This is a genomic window from Pseudoalteromonas ruthenica, from assembly GCF_008808095.1.
In the GTDB taxonomy this organism is placed as follows: Bacteria; Pseudomonadota; Gammaproteobacteria; order Enterobacterales; family Alteromonadaceae; genus Pseudoalteromonas; species Pseudoalteromonas ruthenica.
In genome coordinates, this window is record NZ_CP023396.1 from 2403972 (window position 1) to 2422599 (window position 18628).

Genomic DNA, 18628 nt, shown 5'->3' on the forward strand with positions numbered 1-18628 from the left:
CGATGAAAAAATTTTATTCACTATTCAATCAAGATATACTACCAATCTCTTCGCTCAATTGGGAGTCCAAACAGGGAAATATCCGTGAAAATATTCAAAAAATTTTTACAAATCCTTTGCATATGTGTCCTCTTGGGCTGCATCGTACTAGCTGGGCTGTACCTTTACGTCAGATCTGACATCCCCAGTGTGGCGGTGCTAAAGGACGTAAAATTGCAGACTCCAATGCAAGTATTTACCCGAGATGGAAAACTTATCAACCAGTTTGGTGAAAAACGGCGAATTCCCGTAAAAATCAGCGAAGTACCTCAGCCTATGCTGAATGCATTCCTGGCCACTGAAGATAATCGTTTCTACGATCACTACGGTATCGACCCTATCGGTATTGTCCGTAGTGCAATCGTTCTTATCTCGACCGGTGAAAAGCGCCAAGGCGCAAGTACCATCACCATGCAGCTGGCACGAAACTTCTTTCTTACTCGGGAAAAAGCATACATCCGAAAAGTGAAAGAAATATTTATCGCATTGCATATTGAGCAATTATTAACCAAAGACGAAATCTTCGAGCTCTATCTCAACAAAATTGAGCTTGGTAATCGTGCCTTTGGCATCGGTGCTGCAGCACAAGTGTACTATGGAAAGCCTCTACAAGAGCTTGATTTAGCGCAAATGGCTATGATTGCGGGCCTACCTAAGGCGCCTTCTGCACTTAACCCTATCCGCAACCCTGAGCGTGCTAAAAATCGCCGTAACGTCGTGTTAGGCCGGATGTTAGATGAGGGCTACATCACTCAGGCTGAGTTTGATGAGGCAACGAACAAACCAATTACCGCCCGTTTCCACGGCGCCGAGATAGAGCTTTATGCGCCTTATATTTCTGAGATGGTGCGTGCCGAGTTGGTTGCTCAGTATGGCGAGGAGCAAGCCTATAATTCAGGTATGCGAGTTTACACCTCGGTAGAGTCAAAAGTGCAGCAAGCAGCTCAGCAAGCATTGCGTGATAATCTATATGCTTATGATATGCGCCATGGTTATCGCGGCCCCGAAGCCGTACTATGGGATAACGAAACCGAAGCTCCTCTTGACGAACCACAGTTAATCGCCCACTTACAGGGCCTTAACCCACTCGCCGACTTACATGGTGCAGTGGTGATGAGTGTGGACGAACAATCCGTTGAAGTACTTAATGAATTAGGTGAGCGATTCACCATAGAGTGGGACGGATTAAAATGGGCGCGCAAATTTATTACCCAGTCTCGTCAAAGTTATGCTCCGAAGAGTGCGGCCGATATTCTCTCTGCAGGTGCACAGATTTGGTATCGTTTCGACAATGATGGCCGCCCGCTGTTAGCGCAAGTTCCCGAAGCATCCAGTGCACTGGTCTCTATTGACCCTAAAGACGGCCGCATAAAGGCGATTGTCGGTGGCTACAGCTTTGAACAAAGCCAGTACAACCGAGCGGTTCAGGCAAAGCGCCAAGTTGGCTCTAACATCAAGCCCTTCATTTACTCAGCGGCGTTAGAGCATGGTTACTCCTTAGCAACCATTATTAACGATGCGCCGATAAACCACTGGGATAAAAGCCAAGGTGTTGCTTGGCGACCCAAGAATAGCCCAGCTAAATATGTCGGCCCGATCCGTGTTAGACGTGCCTTAGCGCAGTCAAAAAACGTGGTTTCAGTCAGGTTGCTGCGCGGCGTAGGTGTAGACCCTGCCGCTGAACACTTACTCAAGTTTGGCTTTCATGATGAAGATATTCCGCGCAATGAAACCCTGGCGCTGGGGAGTGCTTCATTAACACCTTTAGAATTAGCTCGCGGTATGAGCGCTTTCGCAAATGGTGGGCATTTAGTTGAGCCTTACTTTATTACCGAAATACAAAGCGCCGAAGGCGAAGTGTTAATGCAAGCTCGCCCCTATAAGGCCTGCTCTGAAGAGCAAAAGCGCAGTAATGAAATGTTTGCAGAGTTGGCAATGCTTGAGCCCAGCGGCGCCAGTGAGGGTACCCCCGACAACACTGACAGCGCTGAGACTACTGATACCCAGTTACCGCAATGCGCACCTCGGGTTATTTCTAAACAGAATGCCTTCTTAATTGCCGATGCGATGACCAGTGCAATTTGGGGCGGTGGCAGCTGGAAGCATGGCACCGGCTGGAATGGCACTGGCTGGCGCGCGACGCGGTTAAAGCGCCGTGATTTATCAGGTAAAACCGGCACCACCAACAACTCGGTCGATACCTGGTTTAGTGGCTTTAACGCCAATGTTATGACCACAGTGTGGGTTGGCTTCGATAACCCAGGTAATCCGCTAGGACGTACCAGTTACAACAACAACTTAGGGAAAGGACAAACCTTTGGTGCCGAATCTGGTGCAAAAACAGCGCAACCGGCTTGGATTGATTACATGCGTGTGGCCCTTGAAGATGAGCCTGCGGCCCCTATCGAGCCACCCGAAGGACTGGAATCAGTACGAATTGATCTAAAATCAGGATTATTAAGTCATCAAAACGACCACACCAGCCGCTTTGAATACTTTATAAAGGGGACTGCCCCCTCTAAATATGTGGAAAAAGCGCCGCCGGTGATCTTCGAAACTCAAGGGCAAGATGAGCCTGAGCTGCCCACTGAAGACGAACTCTTCTAAATAAAAAAGCCAAGCAATGATGCTTGGCTTTTTTATTACTCTGTTACCGCATTAACTAAGACTCTCAATAAGCCAGTAGAGATCTGAGTGGACACCTGCAGCGGTGACCTCTTTTCCTGCACCTGGGCCTTGAATAACCAAGGCATTCTGCGCATACCAGCGACTGTTGACGACAAAGATATTGTCACCGGGACTTAATCCCGCTAAGGGGTTGGATTGTGCCACTGCAACAAGACCCACTTGGGCTTTTACCTTGCCATCAACAATGCGTAAGTCAGCATTGTACCTCAGTACCTTTTGCTCTTTTTGCGCCTGCTGTGCGTGGGTGCCAACAAAGTCATCAAGTAAGGCAATGTTATCCAGAAAATCCTGCCAGCTCCCTTGTGCTAAAGACTCTGGCATTAATGGGCTTAGCTCAATATCGTCAATGTCCAATTGCAAACCCAACTCGCGTGCGAGGATCAACAGCTTACGTTGTACATCTCGGCCGGATAAATCTTCACGCGGATCGGGCTCGGTAAAGCCTAACTTTTGCGCCGCAAAAAGCAGCTCAGAAAAAGCTTGGCTGCCATCATAGTGACTGCATAGCCATGATAGCGTCCCAGAAAACACACCTTGAATACGGGTGATCTCATCGCCACTGCGCTGCAAATCGGCTAATGCAAAGTTAATGGGTAGCCCAGCGCCAACACTGGTGTTATAACGCCATTTGAGATTGCGCTCTGCCAGCTCGTTACGTAACGACTGATACCAACTATGTGGCGCTGTTCCGGCATACTTGTTGGCACTGATCAAATGACAGTTAGCACGCACAAAATCAGGGTATAGACCACTGAATGACTCACTGGCGGTTATATCAATGACCACCTTGTGTTCGTAATCAAGCTCATTGAGGCGTTCGCACAACTGCTCGCTTTGATAGGGAACCGCTTGTTCTAACCATTGACCTTGCCAGTTCTGCGGGTCTAACCCACAGGGGTCAAATAACATGCTGCGACTTCGCAGTAGACCAACCAGTTTTACCTCAAAGTGCTGCTCTAAACGCGCTAACTGCTGCGTAAACTGTTGTAAAAACACACTGCCCACATTTCCAAGGCCGGCGACAATCACGGCAATTTGCTGGTGTGCACCAATTAAAGTGCGGTGTACCTTCCCTAAACTATCGGCATCAATGATTTGATCGGTCAGTACCAAGGCGTAGTCTTGATCGCAGTGGCTAAAGCGGATAGTTAAGTTAAGTTGCTCTAAGCATGCCAGCATTTCTTGGTAGCCTTGCTGAGTATACTGGTTTGGGCTGACTAAGGCGCACCCATTGAGGTTTGACTCAACGAGTTGTCCACGCTCTCCCAGCTCACGGGAGATAAGAGTGCTATGGGCGCTGGGTACAATCAAAAAGTCTACCCCCTGCTGCTGAAAGTGGCCTATGGTGTGCTGTATAAGCTGGCTTAAGGTTGCCAGTTCATCCACTTTAAGGCTCGACACACGATATAGGTCAACGCCCTCTATGGTGGTCAAAAAACGTTTATGCTTACAGTAACCTTCGCGGACAATCTCAGTGCCACTGTCATCGCTGTCATAGGAGCTGCGCACCGATAGCTTGATGGCGCTACCTTGCAAAGGCGACAGCGTTTTCGCATGCAATACCGGATTACCTAACTGGGCCAGGCGGTTGGCTTGGCTACGACAAATTTTTTGATACTTTAAGGCATCGGCTACTTTGCGTGGGTCGGTGCTGAAAACCCCCTGCGTATCGGTCCATATACAAACTTGTTTGGCGTTGACATAACGGGCCAATAAGGTGGCGCTGTAGTCACTGCCATTGCGTCCCAAGGTGACTGTTTGCTGGTTGCTATCGGCGGCAATAAACCCCGTTACAACGTTGATTTTATCCCCGGCAATATGGCGCTCGCAGAGCTTTTCATTGTCCAAATGCAGTAGTTGCCCTTGGTGCACACACAGTAGCTGCCGCGCATCAAGATCTTGCGCAGCATAGCCTAATTGCTGCAAATAGGTCGCCAGCAAGCGGGCCGACCACAGTTCACCATGGGCTAATAAGGACGCCTCATCTAAGGTGTTTGTCTGCAATTGTTCAGCTATGCGCTGAAGCTCACTATTAAGCTGTGATTGCAGAGCGTGGGCTTGGTGCGCTGCTAATAGCTCATCAATAAGCTCATGCTGATGGGTGCGTAGCAACTGCAAGACATCATGATAGCCATGGCTATCGTGCTGTTGATAGGCCTGCCACAACTTCACTAGCGTATCCGTGGTTTTCCCCGCCGCAGAGACCACCACCACGTCACCGAGTTGGCTGTTGCCGATAACAATATTGGCGACCGCATGGTAACGCGCCGCGTTGCTGAGACTCGAACCACCAAACTTATGTACAACCTGAGTCATAGTATCCTCTTATTTGCTTGCTAACGCGTTAAAAGCGGCATCTAAGTCATCTATAAGATCTTGTTTATCTTCAATACCTACAGAAATCCGGATAAGCGTGTCGCCGACCCTAGCCTCAAGTCGTGCGGCTTTATCCATGCCCGCGTGAGTCATGGTCGCCGGGTGACAAATAAGGCTTTCCACCCCGCCCAACGACTCCGCTAAAGTAAACTGCTGTACTGAGGTGAGGAATTTTGCACTGTCTTGCAGCTGGCCTTTAATATCAAAGCTCACCATGCCGCCAAAGCCCTGTTGCTGCGCTTTTGCCAAGTCGTGTTGTGGGTGCGAACTCAATCCTGGGTAGTAAACTGACTGCACACTAGGATGCTGTTCAAGGTATTGAGCAATCGCCAAGGCATTTTCTTCATGCTGCTTAAGGCGCACTTTCAAGGTACGCAAACCACGCAGGGTGAGATAGCTATCGAAAGCGGCACCGGTAATGCCAATATTATTAGCCCACCATGCCAGCTCTTCACCCAACTCTTTGGTTTTGGTGATCACCGCACCACCGACCACATCGGAGTGACCATTGATATATTTAGTGGTCGAGTGCACCACCACATCACAACCCAATAACAATGGGTTTCTGTAAGGCGGGAGATAAAAACGTGTTGTCGGCTGCAACCAGCGCACCGATGCTCTGCGCGGCATCGCACACTGCGCGGATATCCGTGAGTCGCAAAATGGGATTACTGGGCGTTTCAATCCACACCAGTTTGGGTTTGGCGGCCACTAAGCGTTGGTAACAGTTTGATTGAGTGAAATCGATAACCTCAACCTTGAGCAACCCCCGTTTGGCTAAAGAGGTAAATAAGCGATAACTGCCGCCATAACAATCATGGGGGATCACTAGGGTGTCATTGGGTGTCAGTAGCTGCGTCACTAGATGCACTGCGGCCATACCTGTCGCGGTGATAATTCCGTGCTCTCCCCCTTCTAGTTGCGCTAAGGTCTGCGCCAAAATATCCCGATTGGGATTACCACTACGACCATAATCATATTCGCGTTTGCTATCAAAATCGGCAAAGGAATAGGTGGTCGATAAATGAATGGGTGGCACCACCGCACCATGGTGCTTATCGGCATCAATACCATGGCGCACGGCGATGGTGTCTTTTTTTAGTTGTGACATATTTGCCCCCAATCAAGAAAATGGATGTTTAGACGTCCAAAAGGTTAAATTAACACAATTTAGAAGTCAAAACATTTATACGTCTAAATAGCTAATTTATGAATATTTGACTATCCTTACCAACGCGATAAAATTTCGCCCTTATTGATGCCTAAGTGACCAAAAATAAGACGCAAATTATGGCCAAGTGGAATGGTGAATACATTCACCCTTATGCGGAGCATGGAAAAAAAGCCCAACAGGTAAAGAAAATTACCGTTTCCATCCCGCTCAATGTTTTAAAAGTATTAACCGATGAACGTACTCGCCGCCAGGTGAATAATCTTCGTCACGCCACCAACAGTGAGTTGCTGTGTGAAGCATTTCTACATGCCTTTACTGGTCAACCGCTGCCTAATGACGAAGATCTCCGAAAAGATAATCCGGAGAAGGTACCGGAAGAGGTGAGAAAAATTATGGAAGAAATGGGTGTGGAAGTGCCTGTTATCGGAGAGGACTAACAAAGATAAGCAAGTTTAACTAACCCCTGAGCATTAGACCTCATTGCAGGAGCTAGCTTAGTGTTGTTCATATATGTCGCAAGTCGGCCTGTATGAGAAGCGGTTAGTGAAGCTATTACTCTTTGCAAGCCATAAAAAAACCCAAGCACTAAGCTTGGGTTTTCTTTTTCTAGCGTTGAGTAGTAAAGTGATTACTCAGCCATATAATTCGCTGGCATATCAATTTGCGCAACACCTGAGTCCACAGCCGCCTGCGCCACGGCTTTCGCTACGCGTGGCAATAATCGTGGATCCATAGGCTTGGGAATAATGTATTGCGCGCCAAACTCTAATTCGCTCACTCCAGATGCCGTTAACACTGACTCAGGTACTGGCTCCTTGGCGATACTGCGAATAGCCTCTACAGCGGCAATTTTCATCTCATCATTGATAGCGGTGGCACGCACGTCCAGTGCACCACGGAAAATAAATGGGAAACACAGTACGTTATTCACTTGGTTCGGGTAGTCAGAGCGCCCAGTGGCCATAATTAAGTCTTTGCGCGCACTGTGTGCCACATCCGGCTTAATTTCTGGGTCTGGGTTAGAACAGGCAAAAATGACCGGCTTGTCGGCCATCAATTTAAGGTCTTCAGCTGAGAGCAAATCTGGGCCAGAAACACCAACGAACACATCGGCATCAGCAATAACGTCTTGCAAGGTGCGCTTATCGGTGTTGTTAGCAAATAATTGCTTATATTCATTTAAGTCATCACGACGCGTGTGGATCACCCCTTTACGGTCAAGCATGTAAATATGCTCGCGCTGAGCGCCACACTTAATAAGCAGCTCCATACATGCAACTGCCGCTGCGCCAGCCCCCAAACACACGATCAAGGCATCACGAATATCTTTACCTTGAATTTCTAAGGCGTTTAGCATGCCTGCAGCAGTGACGATAGCAGTGCCGTGTTGATCATCATGAAATACTGGCACATTACAGCGTTCAATGAGCGCTTGCTCGATTTCGAAGCATTCCGGGGCTTTAATATCTTCGAGGTTAATACCGCCAAAGGTGTCGGCAATATTTTCTACAGTGTTAATAAAGTCTTCAGTGGTGCGATGCTTCACCTCGATATCGATGGAATCAAGATTAGCAAAACGCTTAAACAGTAGTGCCTTGCCTTCCATGACCGGCTTAGACGCTAACGGGCCTAAGTTACCCAACCCTAAAATGGCACTGCCATTAGAGATCACAGCAACCATATTGCCTTTGGCCGTGTATTTATAAGCATTGTTAGCATCGGCAGCGATTTCACGCACCGGCTCTGCAACACCTGGGCTGTAGGCTAAAGCGAGATCGTTAACGGTCTCGGCGCTTTTGGTGAGTTCAATGCTAATTTTTCCTGGAACGGGGTTAGCGTGGTAATCGAGGGCTTTTTCACGAAAGTCAGACATGAACGAGTATCCTGCTAGAAATGTATGTGAGAGTTCAGCTAGTTAAGGCAAACCATACCGCTTTTCTAAATATATTCAAGCAATATCAGGTCTATCCTGTTGTACGAAATTAAAGGGTTTTAAGCCCAAATTCATGCACATTATCTAAAGCTTTATGTGTAAATTTTGATATTCCATGCACTATAGGGACTTATGCATGCATAAAAAACCACCTAAAGCCATGCATAATGCTATATCCGAATAACTTAATATAACTAAAAAGAATACCGATCGGATAACGAATCTTATTGTTCGCTAATAACAAAGTAAGTGAATTTTAGTGAACTTTAGCGTCATTATTGTGCTTTTTTTGTCACTTTAAATGAGCTAGAGCTTAAGGTGAAATGGCTAGTATGAATAATGGGGATGGATAAAAATCATAGACACAAAAAAAGCACCCGAAGGTGCTTTTCTCGACAAGCAAAGATTACTTCTTGCTGCTAAGCGCACCGAAGCGCTTATTGAAGCGATCTACACGACCACCTGTATCAAGGATCTTTTGCTTACCAGTGTAGAAAGGGTGACACTCTGAACATACGTCTAGGTGAATGTCTTTACACAGGGTAGAGCTTGTCTGGAATTTGTTGCCACAAGAGCACGTTGCGTTGATTGCTTCGTACTTAGGGTGGATACCTTCTTTCATGGGGGTTACCTCTAAATAGGCCGTATCGCTCTCCAAACCCGAAGTTTGGCACCATACGCGTTAGTTTCAATGTGCCAAAGCATGGATATAACCCGCTCAGCACCCTTAAGGCCGCGTATTTTATTTGACTCCTGATTAATGTTCAAGCTTTAATTGCGGCTATTCACTGCGCCATGAATTTAGTACATTAGCGCTATATTCTAGTTCTTGGGGCCTGATTTTTGTTGCCATCATCTCGCGATTCCAACAGCCACAGTAGCAACGCGACCCCGTGCTACGTTGAAGTAGCACTTAAGGTGCCCTTACACCGTAGCTTCGACTATTTATTGCCCACCGAGTTGTGCTCTCGCGCCGTGACTGTAGGGGTGAGGGTCAGTGTTCCTTTTGGTTCGCGTGTCCTGACCGGTATGGTATTAAAGGTAAAAGCCAGCACAGAGATGCCGGAAGATAAAGTCAAAGCCGTTAAGGCCGTGCTCGATAGCACTGCCATTATTGATGACAGTCACCTACAATTATTGCAATTTACTGCTCGCTATTATCATTATCCATTAGGTGAAACCGTCTTTACCGCTTTGCCAAAAGCGCTGCGTGAAGGCGCCGATATTGATAAAACCAGCATTAATTACCTGCAACTCACCGAGCAAGGGCAACAGCAGCCGACACTGCGGGCGAAAAAGCAACAAGCCTTGCTTAAGCAGCTGGCTGAATCAGGGAAATCGCCCACCACAGAAATTAAAGCTCTGGGCTACTCCAAAGCCACCATTGATGCCCTCATTAATAAAGAACTAATAACCCAAGCAGTTGAATTTGATAGTCAATGGCGCGAGCAGCCATTGCAGGTGGCCAACAAACCAAGGTTAAACAGCGAACAAGCCATCGCCTGCACTGCCATTAACCAATCCCCTGGCTTTGCCGCTTTTTTACTTGAGGGGGTCACAGGCAGCGGCAAAACCGAGGTGTATCTGCAGTGCTTAGAGGAGGTTTTGCAACAGGGCAAACAAGCCTTAGTCTTGGTCCCTGAAATAGGCCTAACACCACAGACGGTAAACCGCTTTCGCCGCCGCTTCCCCAATACGCCAATTATGCTTTGGCACTCAGCGTTGACAGATAATGAGCGTTTGCAAACCTGGCGGTTTTGCCAAAAAGGTAGCTGTGCCATAGTGATCGGCACACGTTCGGCGATTTTTATGCCGTTTTTACGCTTAGGCATGATTATTGTTGATGAGGAGCATGACGCCTCATTCAAACAGCAAGACACCCTACGCTATCACGCCCGTGATTTGGCCGCTTACCGTGCGCAACAGCAAAACATTCCCTTAGTTCTAGGCAGCGCGACCCCTGCCCTGGAAACACTCAACCGTGCATTGTCCGATAAGTACCAATTGCTCAGTCTCACTCAACGGGCACAAACCAGCAGTGATAATCAATTTGAACTCATAGACATTAAAGGTCAGCACCTTGAGGCTGGACTCAGCCATAGCGCCCTTGCCTATATCAAGCGTGAGCTGGCGAGACAAAAGCAAGTGATGGTGTTTTTGAATCGTCGCGGCTTTTCCCCTTCGCTCATTTGCCATGAGTGCGGCTGGCTCAGCGACTGCTCGCGTTGTAGCACCAGCGCGACCTACCACAAGGCCATGCGTCGTTTGGTGTGCCATCATTGTGGCGAGCAAAGTGCACCGCCCATGCAATGCCCGGATTGTGGTAGCACACAAATAAACCCGGTGGGGCTGGGCACCGAACAATTGCAAGAAGCACTAAGCGAGCAATTTCCCGACACACCCATCAGCCGTATCGACCGAGATTCAACACGACGTAAAGGCAGTTTGGAGGAAGAACTGGCTGCCATCAATCGCGGCGGCGCACGCTTATTGGTGGGCACACAAATGCTAGCCAAAGGCCACCACTTTGCCGATGTCAGCCTAGTCATTATTCTTGATGTCGACGCCGGGTTATACTCATGTGATTTCCGTGCCACCGAACACTTAGCACAACTAGTGACTCAAGTAGCAGGACGCGCAGGGCGCAGTGGCGAACCAGGCACCGTGTTACTGCAAACTCACTTCCCCGAGCACCCACTATTGCAAGATTTAGTCAACAATGGTTACCAACACTTTGCCCGTTATGCTTTGCAAGAGCGCCATGAAACAGAAATGCCACCGTTTTCGCACTTAGCCCTGCTAAGGGCGGAAGCGCATGATTTATCGCTACTGTTGCGCTTTTTATCGGATTTAGTTCCCGCAGCCCCCGTGCCTAAGATACAATTGCTGGGTCCGATTCCCGCACCGCTCGAACGAGTCGCTGGCAAATACCGTTATCAATTGCATATTCAAGGGCAAGATAGAGGCGCGCTACACGGCTTTTTGGCGCAACTAATGAACTACCTCGGTAGTAATAAGCTGGCACAAAAAGTACGCTGGAATTTGGACGTTGATCCCATAGACATGATGTAAAGAGAACACAAAAATAATTATGGCGCAGCACGACTATATAAATCGCAAACGACCTCAGCGTGGTAAGAACAAAAAAGCCCCAGCAAAAAAGCCTCTGCCGCTTGTGCTTATTACTTTGGCCATTTTGTTACTCGCCGGCTTCGCTTACGGCCTCTGGTATATAAAAACCAATGCTGATCCTGAGGCTGTTGAGCAAGTTAAGCAGAAACCAAGCGCCTCCAAGCCAGAAATTAAAAAACCGCAAACGCCCGAATTTATCAACGAAATAAAGCAAGCCGAGATAGAGGTTGAGGTCAAAGAAATTGAGCAAAAAGGCCCTTATCAAATGCAATGCGGGTCATTTAGAACCTATGCACAGGCGGAAACGCTCAAGGCCAAAATAGCCTTTGTCGGGCTAGTATCAGAAATCAGGCGCACTGAAGGCAGCAATGGCGTCTGGTTTAGAGTACGGTTAGGCCCCTATCCGACCAAGCGCGGCGCAGAGAGCGATAAGAACAAGCTTAAGCGTCAGGCAAAAATCATGGGCTGTGGCATCTGGTTGTGGAATTAGGCAAGCGAAAGCCGTTATCGCCATGTAAATAACCAAGCAGGCACAGCAAATCACATAAAGGGATTGCAAGTTTACCTTGAAATCCCTTTTTCATGCCCATATTTCCTCGCTATTAGACAGTTACAAACACCCAGACTGGGTATAAGGACACACATGACCACAATCGTTTCTGTACGCCGTGAAGGCAAGGTTGTTATTGGCGGCGATGGCCAAGTTTCGCTCGGCAACACGGTAATGAAGGGCAACGCGCGTAAAGTGCGTCGTCTTTTCAACGGTAAAGTGATCGCCGGGTTTGCAGGCGGTACAGCCGATGCGTTTACCCTTTTTGAGCGTTTTGAAAGTAAATTAGAGATGCACCAAGGGCATTTAACCAAAGCCGCTGTAGAGATGGCCAAAGATTGGCGCAGTGACAGAGCCTTAAGGCGACTCGAAGCCATTCTTGCTGTTGCTGATGAAACCACCTCACTGATTATTACTGGTAATGGCGATGTGGTACAGCCTGAACATGACCTAATTGCGATTGGTAGCGGCGGCAACTTTGCCCAATCAGCCGCAATTGCATTACTAGAAAACACCGAGCTTGGTGCGCGTGAAATCGTTGAACGCAGCTTAAAAATCGCTGGTGATATCTGCGTATTTACCAACAACCACCAAACTATCGAAGAATTGTAAAAGGAGCTGCCATGTCAGCTATGACTCCCAGAGAAATCGTTCACGAGCTTGATCAACACATCATTGGTCAGAGCAATGCTAAAAAAGCGGTGGCTATCGCCCTGCGTAACCGTTGGCGCCGTATGCAGCTCGACGAGAGCCTGCGCCCGGAAGTAACACCGAAAAATATCCTTATGATCGGCCCAACCGGTGTGGGTAAAACTGAAATAGCACGCCGATTAGCCAAACTTGCTAATGCTCCTTTTTTGAAAGTAGAAGCGACTAAGTTCACTGAAGTTGGCTATGTTGGTAAAGAAGTAGAGACTATTATCCGCGATCTCGTCGACATTGCCATTAAGATGGTTCGTGAGCAGCAGGCGAAGAAACACCACTTCCGTGCTGAGGAAGCTGCAGAAGAGCGTATTTTAGACGCATTATTGCCACCAGCTAAAGACACCTGGGGCGAGTCACAACCGAGTGAAAATAGCAGTACCCGCCAAAGTTTCCGTAAGAAATTACGTGAAGGTCAGCTCGATGATAAAGAAATTGAAATCGATGTTGCTGAGCAAGCGCCTAATGTTGAAATCATGTCACCGCCCGGCATGGAAGAAATGACCAACCAGCTACAGAGCATGTTCCAAAACATGTCCGGCGGCAAAACCAAAAAGCGCAAGTTGAAGATTAAAGAAGCCTTTAAACTACTTGTTGAGGAAGAAGCCTCCAAACTGGTAAACCCCGAAGATGTTAAAGAGCTCGCTATTGAAGCCGTTGAGCAGCACGGTATTGTGTTCTTGGATGAAGTAGACAAAATTTGTAAGCGCGGTGAAGCAAATGGCCCAGATGTAAGCCGTGAAGGAGTACAACGTGACCTGCTGCCGCTTATCGAAGGTTCAAGTGTGAGCACCAAGCACGGTATGGTGAAAACTGACCATATTCTATTTATTGCTTCTGGCGCGTTCCAAATGGCCAAACCCTCAGATTTAATCCCTGAACTACAAGGCCGTTTACCGATCCGAGTTGAGTTGGACGCCCTCAGCGCCGATGACTTTAAGCGCATTTTGACTGAGCCGCATGCTTCGTTAACGGAGCAACAAATCGCGCTTATGAATACCGAAGAAGTCACCATCGAGTTCACTGATGATGCTATTGACAGCATTGCTCAAGCAGCATGGCAAGTGAATGAAAAGACAGAAAATATTGGTGCTCGTCGATTACACACAGTTATGGAGCGATTGATGGAAGAAATATCCTTCGATGCTTCCGATAAGGCAGGCTCACGTCTTACCATTGACGGCGAGTACGTCAATCAGCACTTGGGTAACTTGGTGCAAGACGAAGACCTAAGCCGCTTTATTTTATAACGGCATGGGCTTGGGCAACTCCACCCAAGCCCTTTTTACTGAGGCTGGTTTATGTTGATAACAACCTTACACTATCATCAGCGTTCAAAAACCTTAGACATTCACTTTGACAATGGCGATAGCGCCGAGCTCAGTGCTGAATTCCTGCGTGTACACTCCCCTTCTGCCGAAGTACAAGGCCACCATCAAAGCGAGCCAAACCTCGTTACCAACAAACGGGACGTTGGTATCAACAAAATCGAACCTGTTGGCCACTATGCCGTGCGCTTAATTTTTGATGATGGCCATCTCAGTGGCTTATACAGCTTTCGCTACTTAGCCGAACTGACCAGCAACAAAGATAATCTCTGGCAGAGTTATTTGGCGCGACTTAAAGCTGCGAATGCCCAGCGTGATGCAAGTATTGCGATTAAGGTGACGCCTTAAGCTAAGTGCATTGCCATCACCACCTAGGGTGGGTGAGTAAAGAAAAGGGGGCTCTCGCCCCCTTTTATTATGTTACTGTCTTCGGCTTTTTCTAAACCTTGTATTTAGCCACGGCATCGTGCAACACCCGAGCCTGCTCTGCTACTTCCTCACTGGTATGGGCATTATTACTTGCATGGCCGCTGGCCTGCTCAGCAATATCACGAATACGCACCACGTTTTGATTCACTTCAGAGGCAACCTGTGATTGCTGTTCAATGGCCACCGCGATTTGCGTACTCATTTCCATTATGGTTTCAATTTCTTGGGTAATCGAGCTCAGTAGGTCGCCGGCACGAGAAGCTTGCTCTGCACTCTCACCTCCTTGGTCGCGACACTGTTGCATAATACTCACAACTTGTTGGGTCCGCTGTTGCAGGCCGGAAATAATATTTTCTATCTCTTGTGTGGAATCTTGTGTGCGTTGCGCCAATGAACGTACTTCATCCGCAACTACCGCAAAGCCACGGCCTTGCTCACCTGCCCGTGCAGCTTCTATGGCAGCGTTCAACGCTAGGAGGTTGGTTTGCTCAGCGATACCGCGAATAACATCCAGTACCGAGCCAATGGTGTCAGCATCTTTTTCTAAATCACCAACCACCCCAGAGGCATTGCCAAGCGAGTCTGAGAGCTGGGCAATACGAGATACGGTGGCATCCACTTCCTGACGCCCTTGAGAAGCACTTTCATTAGTTGTTTGCGCTCGTTTTGCAGCTTCCTCTGTGTTGCCAGAGATATCATGAATGGTTGCCTGCATCTCGGTGGCCGCTGTGGCCACCATATCAGCTTCTTGCAACTGCTCTTGTACGCCAGTACTGGTTGATGCAGTGGTGCTAGCTAAGCCTTCTGTTGCTGCGTTCAATGTCGCTAGGGCGTTATTCACATCAAAAATCAGCCCTCTAAAACCGGCGGTGAGGTTATTGATATTACTGGTCAGCGTAGCAATTTCGTCATTGCCATGGGTGTCAATTTGAATACTTAAATCATTGGTCTCACGAATACGGGTAATAGCACTGACCGCTCTATCAATTGGCTGAATAATAGCGCGACTGGTCATTGTCAGCAGCGCCGCCACCAAGATTGCAGCAATCACTAAAATTGTCAGAGCGGTGATCTGAGTCACTCGCATCTCTTGCTCTATCATCTCTTTCGTGGCGCCCAGCACTTGGCGAGCATACTTGTCACTTTGCTCAACAGACTGGCGTAATTGCCCCAGCGCGCCAGACTCTAAATCAACGCCCAAGCGTTGTTGCGCATCAACCAAGCTTTTAAATTTACTGCGATAGTCATCAAGGAGAGTGATTAACTTGGTGCGATAAGGCGCATCAAACCCCGCGCTTTGCACTTTGTTTTTCAGCGCGCTGAAATGGGTGTCAAACTTCCCTAGATACTTCACATCAAGGCGCAACATAAAATCTTTTTCAGCTCGGCGAAGTTGTAACATCAGCGCCAGCATTTCAAAGTTTTGTCGCTCTTTAAGAAGAGTTTCGACTTCATGTACGGCGCTGCGTAGAGCACCGTAAAGTGCATCTTTCGGGTGCAAACCGATTTCGTGCTGTAAAGCCTCGACGTTGTTAAAGTCATCACGATACTGCTGCGCCTGTGAGGCGAAATTATCAATCAGCTGAGTATCACCATTGAGGGTTACAAACTGCTCGCGCAGTTTTGCTATCCGCGCTTCAAGCGCTTGATATTCACTGGCGAACTCATCCAATGATTGTTCTTGCTTGTAAAATAGAAAGTTTTTCTCATGCTTACGTAAGGTAAGCTCATGAACATTGAGCTCTTCAGCATTTTCCAGTGTGGAGTTAAGTAACCCCATTATGCGGGCTTCATAGATAATTACAGCGAATAACACCAGCAAAGCTGTTGCTACGACTGCGCCATTTAACTGTAAACGACGTTTAATCGTGAGCTTTTTCATAAAGTTCATGGTTTTGACCTTCTAAGTAACTGCAGCGCCATTATCTTCAAATTTTAGCCGTCATATATGATATGTCGCAAAAAATTTGTCGATTTTTCTTAAAATCAAGGCAGTTATATCTTAATCAAGCGACCAGAACCAACAAAAATTACAACACGTTGTGCCACAACTGCTCATTTAAGCCTTTACGCTGATGCCACTGCCCCTGTACTAACCAATCGACCAAAGGCGCAGGATCTTGAGGATAGTTAATCCGAGAGTGGGTCGCAATATTGACCCAATCTTCGAGCGCATCTTGGTCAAGATAGTGCATCACTTGCGCCCGCTGCATTTGCTGCAACGTCAACGCATTTGAGTATTGCTCGAATTGACCGTTCAGAGGTTTAAGTAAGAGCTTCTTACCCAATGTAAGCGCTTCACTGGCAAGTTCAAAACCGGCATTGGCGATAACTCCGCTCGCACTTGCCAAATCACGCAGGAAGTTTGCCCGAGACGGGCGGCGCAAATGAATATGAGCAAGTGACTGGTCTTGCGCCTGTGGGTGATAACAGTAAAACTCTTTGCCAGGGAAATCTTTGAGATAATGTATGACCTCCTCCAGCTCCTCAAAAGGCAGGTACACCAATACCTTGTTATCAACATACTCACTATCAACCGCAGTGCCATGCTCAATAAACGGAGGAATAATAGAATCGTCAAAAGGCTGCCAATGCACTCCGAGATAAACATCCGCTGGAGCGAAGTTGCGGATCATTGCTTTGGTAAAGAGGTTATCGCCAGTCACTGGTACGTGGGGTGATAAAAATGCAGCTTGATGGCTCATGCCAATGACAGGAATTTTTTGCCGACGCCCAGCCCACGCGGTAACGGGCTCAAAGTCATTAAAGATTAAATCATAATGGCGTAAGTTGAGTTCACGAATATCACTGATAAATTCTCGTATTTTCGCTTGTTTAACCGTTTTAAAACCATTGACTCGCCCCCGCTCGGTGACAAAGGTAAGCCCTGTTCGCGTCTGAAAGTCGGCAAACTCCTGCATATCAAAATAGTCAGCTTTGCTGCGCCCAGAAAATAAGTAATCCACTTCAATACCTGCCTTGGCAAATGCCTTGGCCATGACCCGAGCGCGTGTGGTGTGGCCATTCCCTGTGCCCTGAACGCCATAAAGAATTCTCATAAAGTCCCTGTAATAATAAGTGCTAACAGTGCACAGCCGTAACCCATCAACGAGCCGATGACTACATCAAGGGGATAATGCACCCCGAGCAACACCCGCGATAACGCTACCAAGCTTGCCCACGCATAAAGAAATATAGCTAGTGGTGGATAGAAGTGGCTGACTACAGTCGCAAAGACCCACGCCGCTGCGCTGTGCCCTGAAGGCAAGCTAAATTTGTCGCTTGGGCGAATATGCGCATGGCTTATCACGCCATCACAGGGCCTTACACGCTGAAACAGGTTTTTCGTAGCGTAGTACACTGGTCTCTCTATTAGGTAAGCCACCAGCAGTACCATCACTAACGTCTGTTGCTGCGCGGTACTAAATGCCACTAAATACAGTGCAAAGGCCCCATATAAAATGCCGTCTCCTGAACGTGAAGTCATGCGAATGCAGTGATGTAACCAGCGTCGGTAACGCGGGCGAAATATCACCTTAAACAGTGCCCTGTCTATGCGATCTATGTGCGATAAGATCATTCGCTTTCACCTAACTAGCTGACTTACTTTGACTATAGTGAGCGAAAATAACAATTACATGACGTTTTTTAGACACTAATATGTCGTCTCACGATGACCTTGCGCTTCGCTTGCTAAGCCCCATAACCTAGGTATACTTGATGCAAAAGTGCCCGTAGGAGAGCCCAATGGAATACAGTACTTCTGAACTTTGCGACCATTTTGCCGATGTAGTTGATGTGCTTGAACCCATGTTTATTAATTTTGGTGGTCAAAGTGCATTTTGCGGCCGTATAAAAACGGTGAAATGTTTTGAGAGTAGCCAACTGCTGCGTGAGGTACTGCAACAAGATGGTACTGACTGTGTGCTGCTTGTTGATGGTGGCGGTTCAACTCGCCGCGCGCTGGTAGACATCGAGCTTGCAGAACTGGCCGTCGAGAATAATTGGGAAGGGATCATCGTATATGGTGCGGTACGCCATGTTGATGAGCTTGAAGAACTGGAGCTAGGCATCCAAGCGATTGCCTCAATTCCTGTGGGCGCAGACAACCTCGCTCCGGGTGAAGAAGGAATTCCAGTTAACTTTGCCGGGGTCTCTTTCTACGAAGATGATTATATTTATGCCGATAGTACCGGCATTATATTGTCCGCCGAGGAGCTAGAGCTGGAGTACATCGAAGACGAAGAGCTTGATGTATTAGAGGATTAATCCACTAT

At 47.7% G+C, this 18628-nt stretch carries 14 protein-coding genes and 1 pseudogene; 8 read left to right on the forward strand and 7 right to left on the reverse strand.

Annotation, left to right across the window (positions count from 1 at the left end):
* Positions 1-84: 84 nt before the first annotated feature.
* Positions 85-2646: a penicillin-binding protein 1A gene (locus PRUTH_RS11215; protein ID WP_151173288.1), complete on the forward strand. Its 2562-nt coding sequence runs from the start codon at positions 85-87 to the stop codon at positions 2644-2646.
* Positions 2647-2697: 51 nt separating this feature from the next.
* Here PRUTH_RS11215 and metL read toward each other — a convergent pair whose 3' ends face one another.
* A complete protein-coding gene (gene metL, locus PRUTH_RS11220; protein WP_151173289.1) occupies positions 2698-5043 on the reverse strand; it encodes a bifunctional aspartate kinase/homoserine dehydrogenase II in 2346 nt (781 codons plus the stop codon).
* 9 nt (positions 5044-5052) lie between these two features.
* A pseudogene (gene metB, locus PRUTH_RS11225) lies at positions 5053-6214 on the reverse strand (cystathionine gamma-synthase).
* 179 nt (positions 6215-6393) lie between these two features.
* Between metB and metJ the strand changes: the two are divergent.
* Positions 6394-6714: a met regulon transcriptional regulator MetJ gene (gene metJ, locus PRUTH_RS11230; protein WP_022946657.1), complete on the forward strand. Its 321-nt coding sequence runs from the start codon at positions 6394-6396 to the stop codon at positions 6712-6714.
* A gap of 191 nt (positions 6715-6905) precedes the next feature.
* On the opposite strand, the gene PRUTH_RS11235 is transcribed toward metJ, so the two are convergent.
* Together PRUTH_RS11235 and rpmE are read right to left on the reverse strand one after the other, a co-directional pair.
* The gene (locus tag PRUTH_RS11235; RefSeq protein ID WP_022946655.1) at positions 6906-8150 is read right to left on the reverse strand and encodes a malic enzyme-like NAD(P)-binding protein; all 1245 of its coding nucleotides are present in this window, start codon (positions 8148-8150) and stop codon (positions 6906-6908) included.
* Positions 8151-8616: 466 nt separating this feature from the next.
* Entirely contained in the window at positions 8617-8832 is a 216-nt protein-coding gene (rpmE, locus tag PRUTH_RS11240) for a 50S ribosomal protein L31 (RefSeq protein ID WP_081604468.1), read from the reverse strand.
* 224 nt (positions 8833-9056) lie between these two features.
* Between rpmE and priA the strand changes: the two genes are divergently transcribed.
* The 5 genes from priA to PRUTH_RS11265 all read left to right on the forward strand — a co-directional run bounded on the left by priA (position 9057) and on the right by PRUTH_RS11265 (position 14270).
* A complete protein-coding gene (gene priA, locus PRUTH_RS11245) occupies positions 9057-11282 on the forward strand; it encodes a primosomal protein N' (RefSeq protein ID WP_151173748.1) in 2226 nt (741 codons plus the stop codon).
* A gap of 19 nt (positions 11283-11301) precedes the next feature.
* Positions 11302-11832, forward strand: a complete 531-nt coding sequence (locus tag PRUTH_RS11250) for an SPOR domain-containing protein (protein WP_151173290.1) — start codon at positions 11302-11304, stop codon at positions 11830-11832.
* A gap of 153 nt (positions 11833-11985) precedes the next feature.
* Positions 11986-12504 (forward strand): ATP-dependent protease subunit HslV, encoded by a 519-nt coding sequence (gene hslV, locus PRUTH_RS11255; RefSeq protein ID WP_022946651.1) that lies wholly within the window; start codon positions 11986-11988, stop codon positions 12502-12504.
* Positions 12505-12515: 11 nt separating this feature from the next.
* On the forward strand, positions 12516-13844 hold the full coding sequence (gene hslU, locus PRUTH_RS11260) for an ATP-dependent protease ATPase subunit HslU (protein ID WP_151173291.1): 1329 nt from the start codon (positions 12516-12518) through the stop codon (positions 13842-13844).
* 51 nt (positions 13845-13895) lie between these two features.
* A complete protein-coding gene (locus tag PRUTH_RS11265; RefSeq protein WP_022946649.1) occupies positions 13896-14270 on the forward strand; it encodes a gamma-butyrobetaine hydroxylase family protein in 375 nt (124 codons plus the stop codon).
* Positions 14271-14361: 91 nt separating this feature from the next.
* Here the strand turns inward: PRUTH_RS11265 and PRUTH_RS11270 are convergent, their stop codons facing one another.
* The 3 genes from PRUTH_RS11270 to PRUTH_RS11280 all read right to left on the reverse strand — a co-directional run bounded on the left by PRUTH_RS11270 (position 14362) and on the right by PRUTH_RS11280 (position 17931).
* Entirely contained in the window at positions 14362-16242 is a 1881-nt protein-coding gene (locus PRUTH_RS11270; protein WP_151173292.1) for a methyl-accepting chemotaxis protein, read from the reverse strand.
* Between the two features lie 139 nt (positions 16243-16381).
* Positions 16382-17410, reverse strand: a complete 1029-nt coding sequence (locus PRUTH_RS11275; protein ID WP_151173293.1) for an MJ1255/VC2487 family glycosyltransferase — start codon at positions 17408-17410, stop codon at positions 16382-16384.
* Entirely contained in the window at positions 17407-17931 is a 525-nt protein-coding gene (locus PRUTH_RS11280) for a phosphatase PAP2 family protein (protein WP_022946646.1), read from the reverse strand. Before PRUTH_RS11280 ends, PRUTH_RS11275 begins: the two co-directional genes overlap by 4 nt.
* A 167-nt stretch (positions 17932-18098) precedes the next feature.
* Between PRUTH_RS11280 and rraA the strand changes: the two genes are divergently transcribed.
* Positions 18099-18620 carry a ribonuclease E activity regulator RraA gene (rraA, locus tag PRUTH_RS11285; protein WP_151173294.1) on the forward strand — a complete coding sequence of 174 codons (522 nt, stop codon included), beginning with the start codon at positions 18099-18101 and terminating at the stop codon, positions 18618-18620.
* Positions 18621-18628: the final 8 nt, after the last annotated feature.

Bases quoted from the DNA above. Each gene is read 5' to 3' on its own strand.
- PRUTH_RS11280 (WP_022946646.1), bottom strand. From the start codon at position 17,931: ATGATCTTATCGCACATAGATCGCATAGACAGGGCACTGTTTAAGGTG.
- metJ (WP_022946657.1), top strand. From the start codon at position 6,394: ATGGCCAAGTGGAATGGTGAATACATTCACCCTTATGCGGAGCATGGA.
- rraA (WP_151173294.1), top strand. From the start codon at position 18,099: ATGGAATACAGTACTTCTGAACTTTGCGACCATTTTGCCGATGTAGTT.
- PRUTH_RS11275 (WP_151173293.1), bottom strand. From the start codon at position 17,410: ATGAGAATTCTTTATGGCGTTCAGGGCACAGGGAATGGCCACACCACA.
- hslU (WP_151173291.1), top strand. From the start codon at position 12,516: ATGTCAGCTATGACTCCCAGAGAAATCGTTCACGAGCTTGATCAACAC.
- rpmE (WP_081604468.1), bottom strand. From the start codon at position 8,832: ATGAAAGAAGGTATCCACCCTAAGTACGAAGCAATCAACGCAACGTGC.
- metL (WP_151173289.1), bottom strand. From the start codon at position 5,043: ATGACTCAGGTTGTACATAAGTTTGGTGGTTCGAGTCTCAGCAACGCG.
- PRUTH_RS11235 (WP_022946655.1), bottom strand. From the start codon at position 8,150: ATGTCTGACTTTCGTGAAAAAGCCCTCGATTACCACGCTAACCCCGTT.
- PRUTH_RS11270 (WP_151173292.1), bottom strand. From the start codon at position 16,242: ATGAACTTTATGAAAAAGCTCACGATTAAACGTCGTTTACAGTTAAAT.
- PRUTH_RS11250 (WP_151173290.1), top strand. From the start codon at position 11,302: ATGGCGCAGCACGACTATATAAATCGCAAACGACCTCAGCGTGGTAAG.
- hslV (WP_022946651.1), top strand. From the start codon at position 11,986: ATGACCACAATCGTTTCTGTACGCCGTGAAGGCAAGGTTGTTATTGGC.
- PRUTH_RS11265 (WP_022946649.1), top strand. From the start codon at position 13,896: ATGTTGATAACAACCTTACACTATCATCAGCGTTCAAAAACCTTAGAC.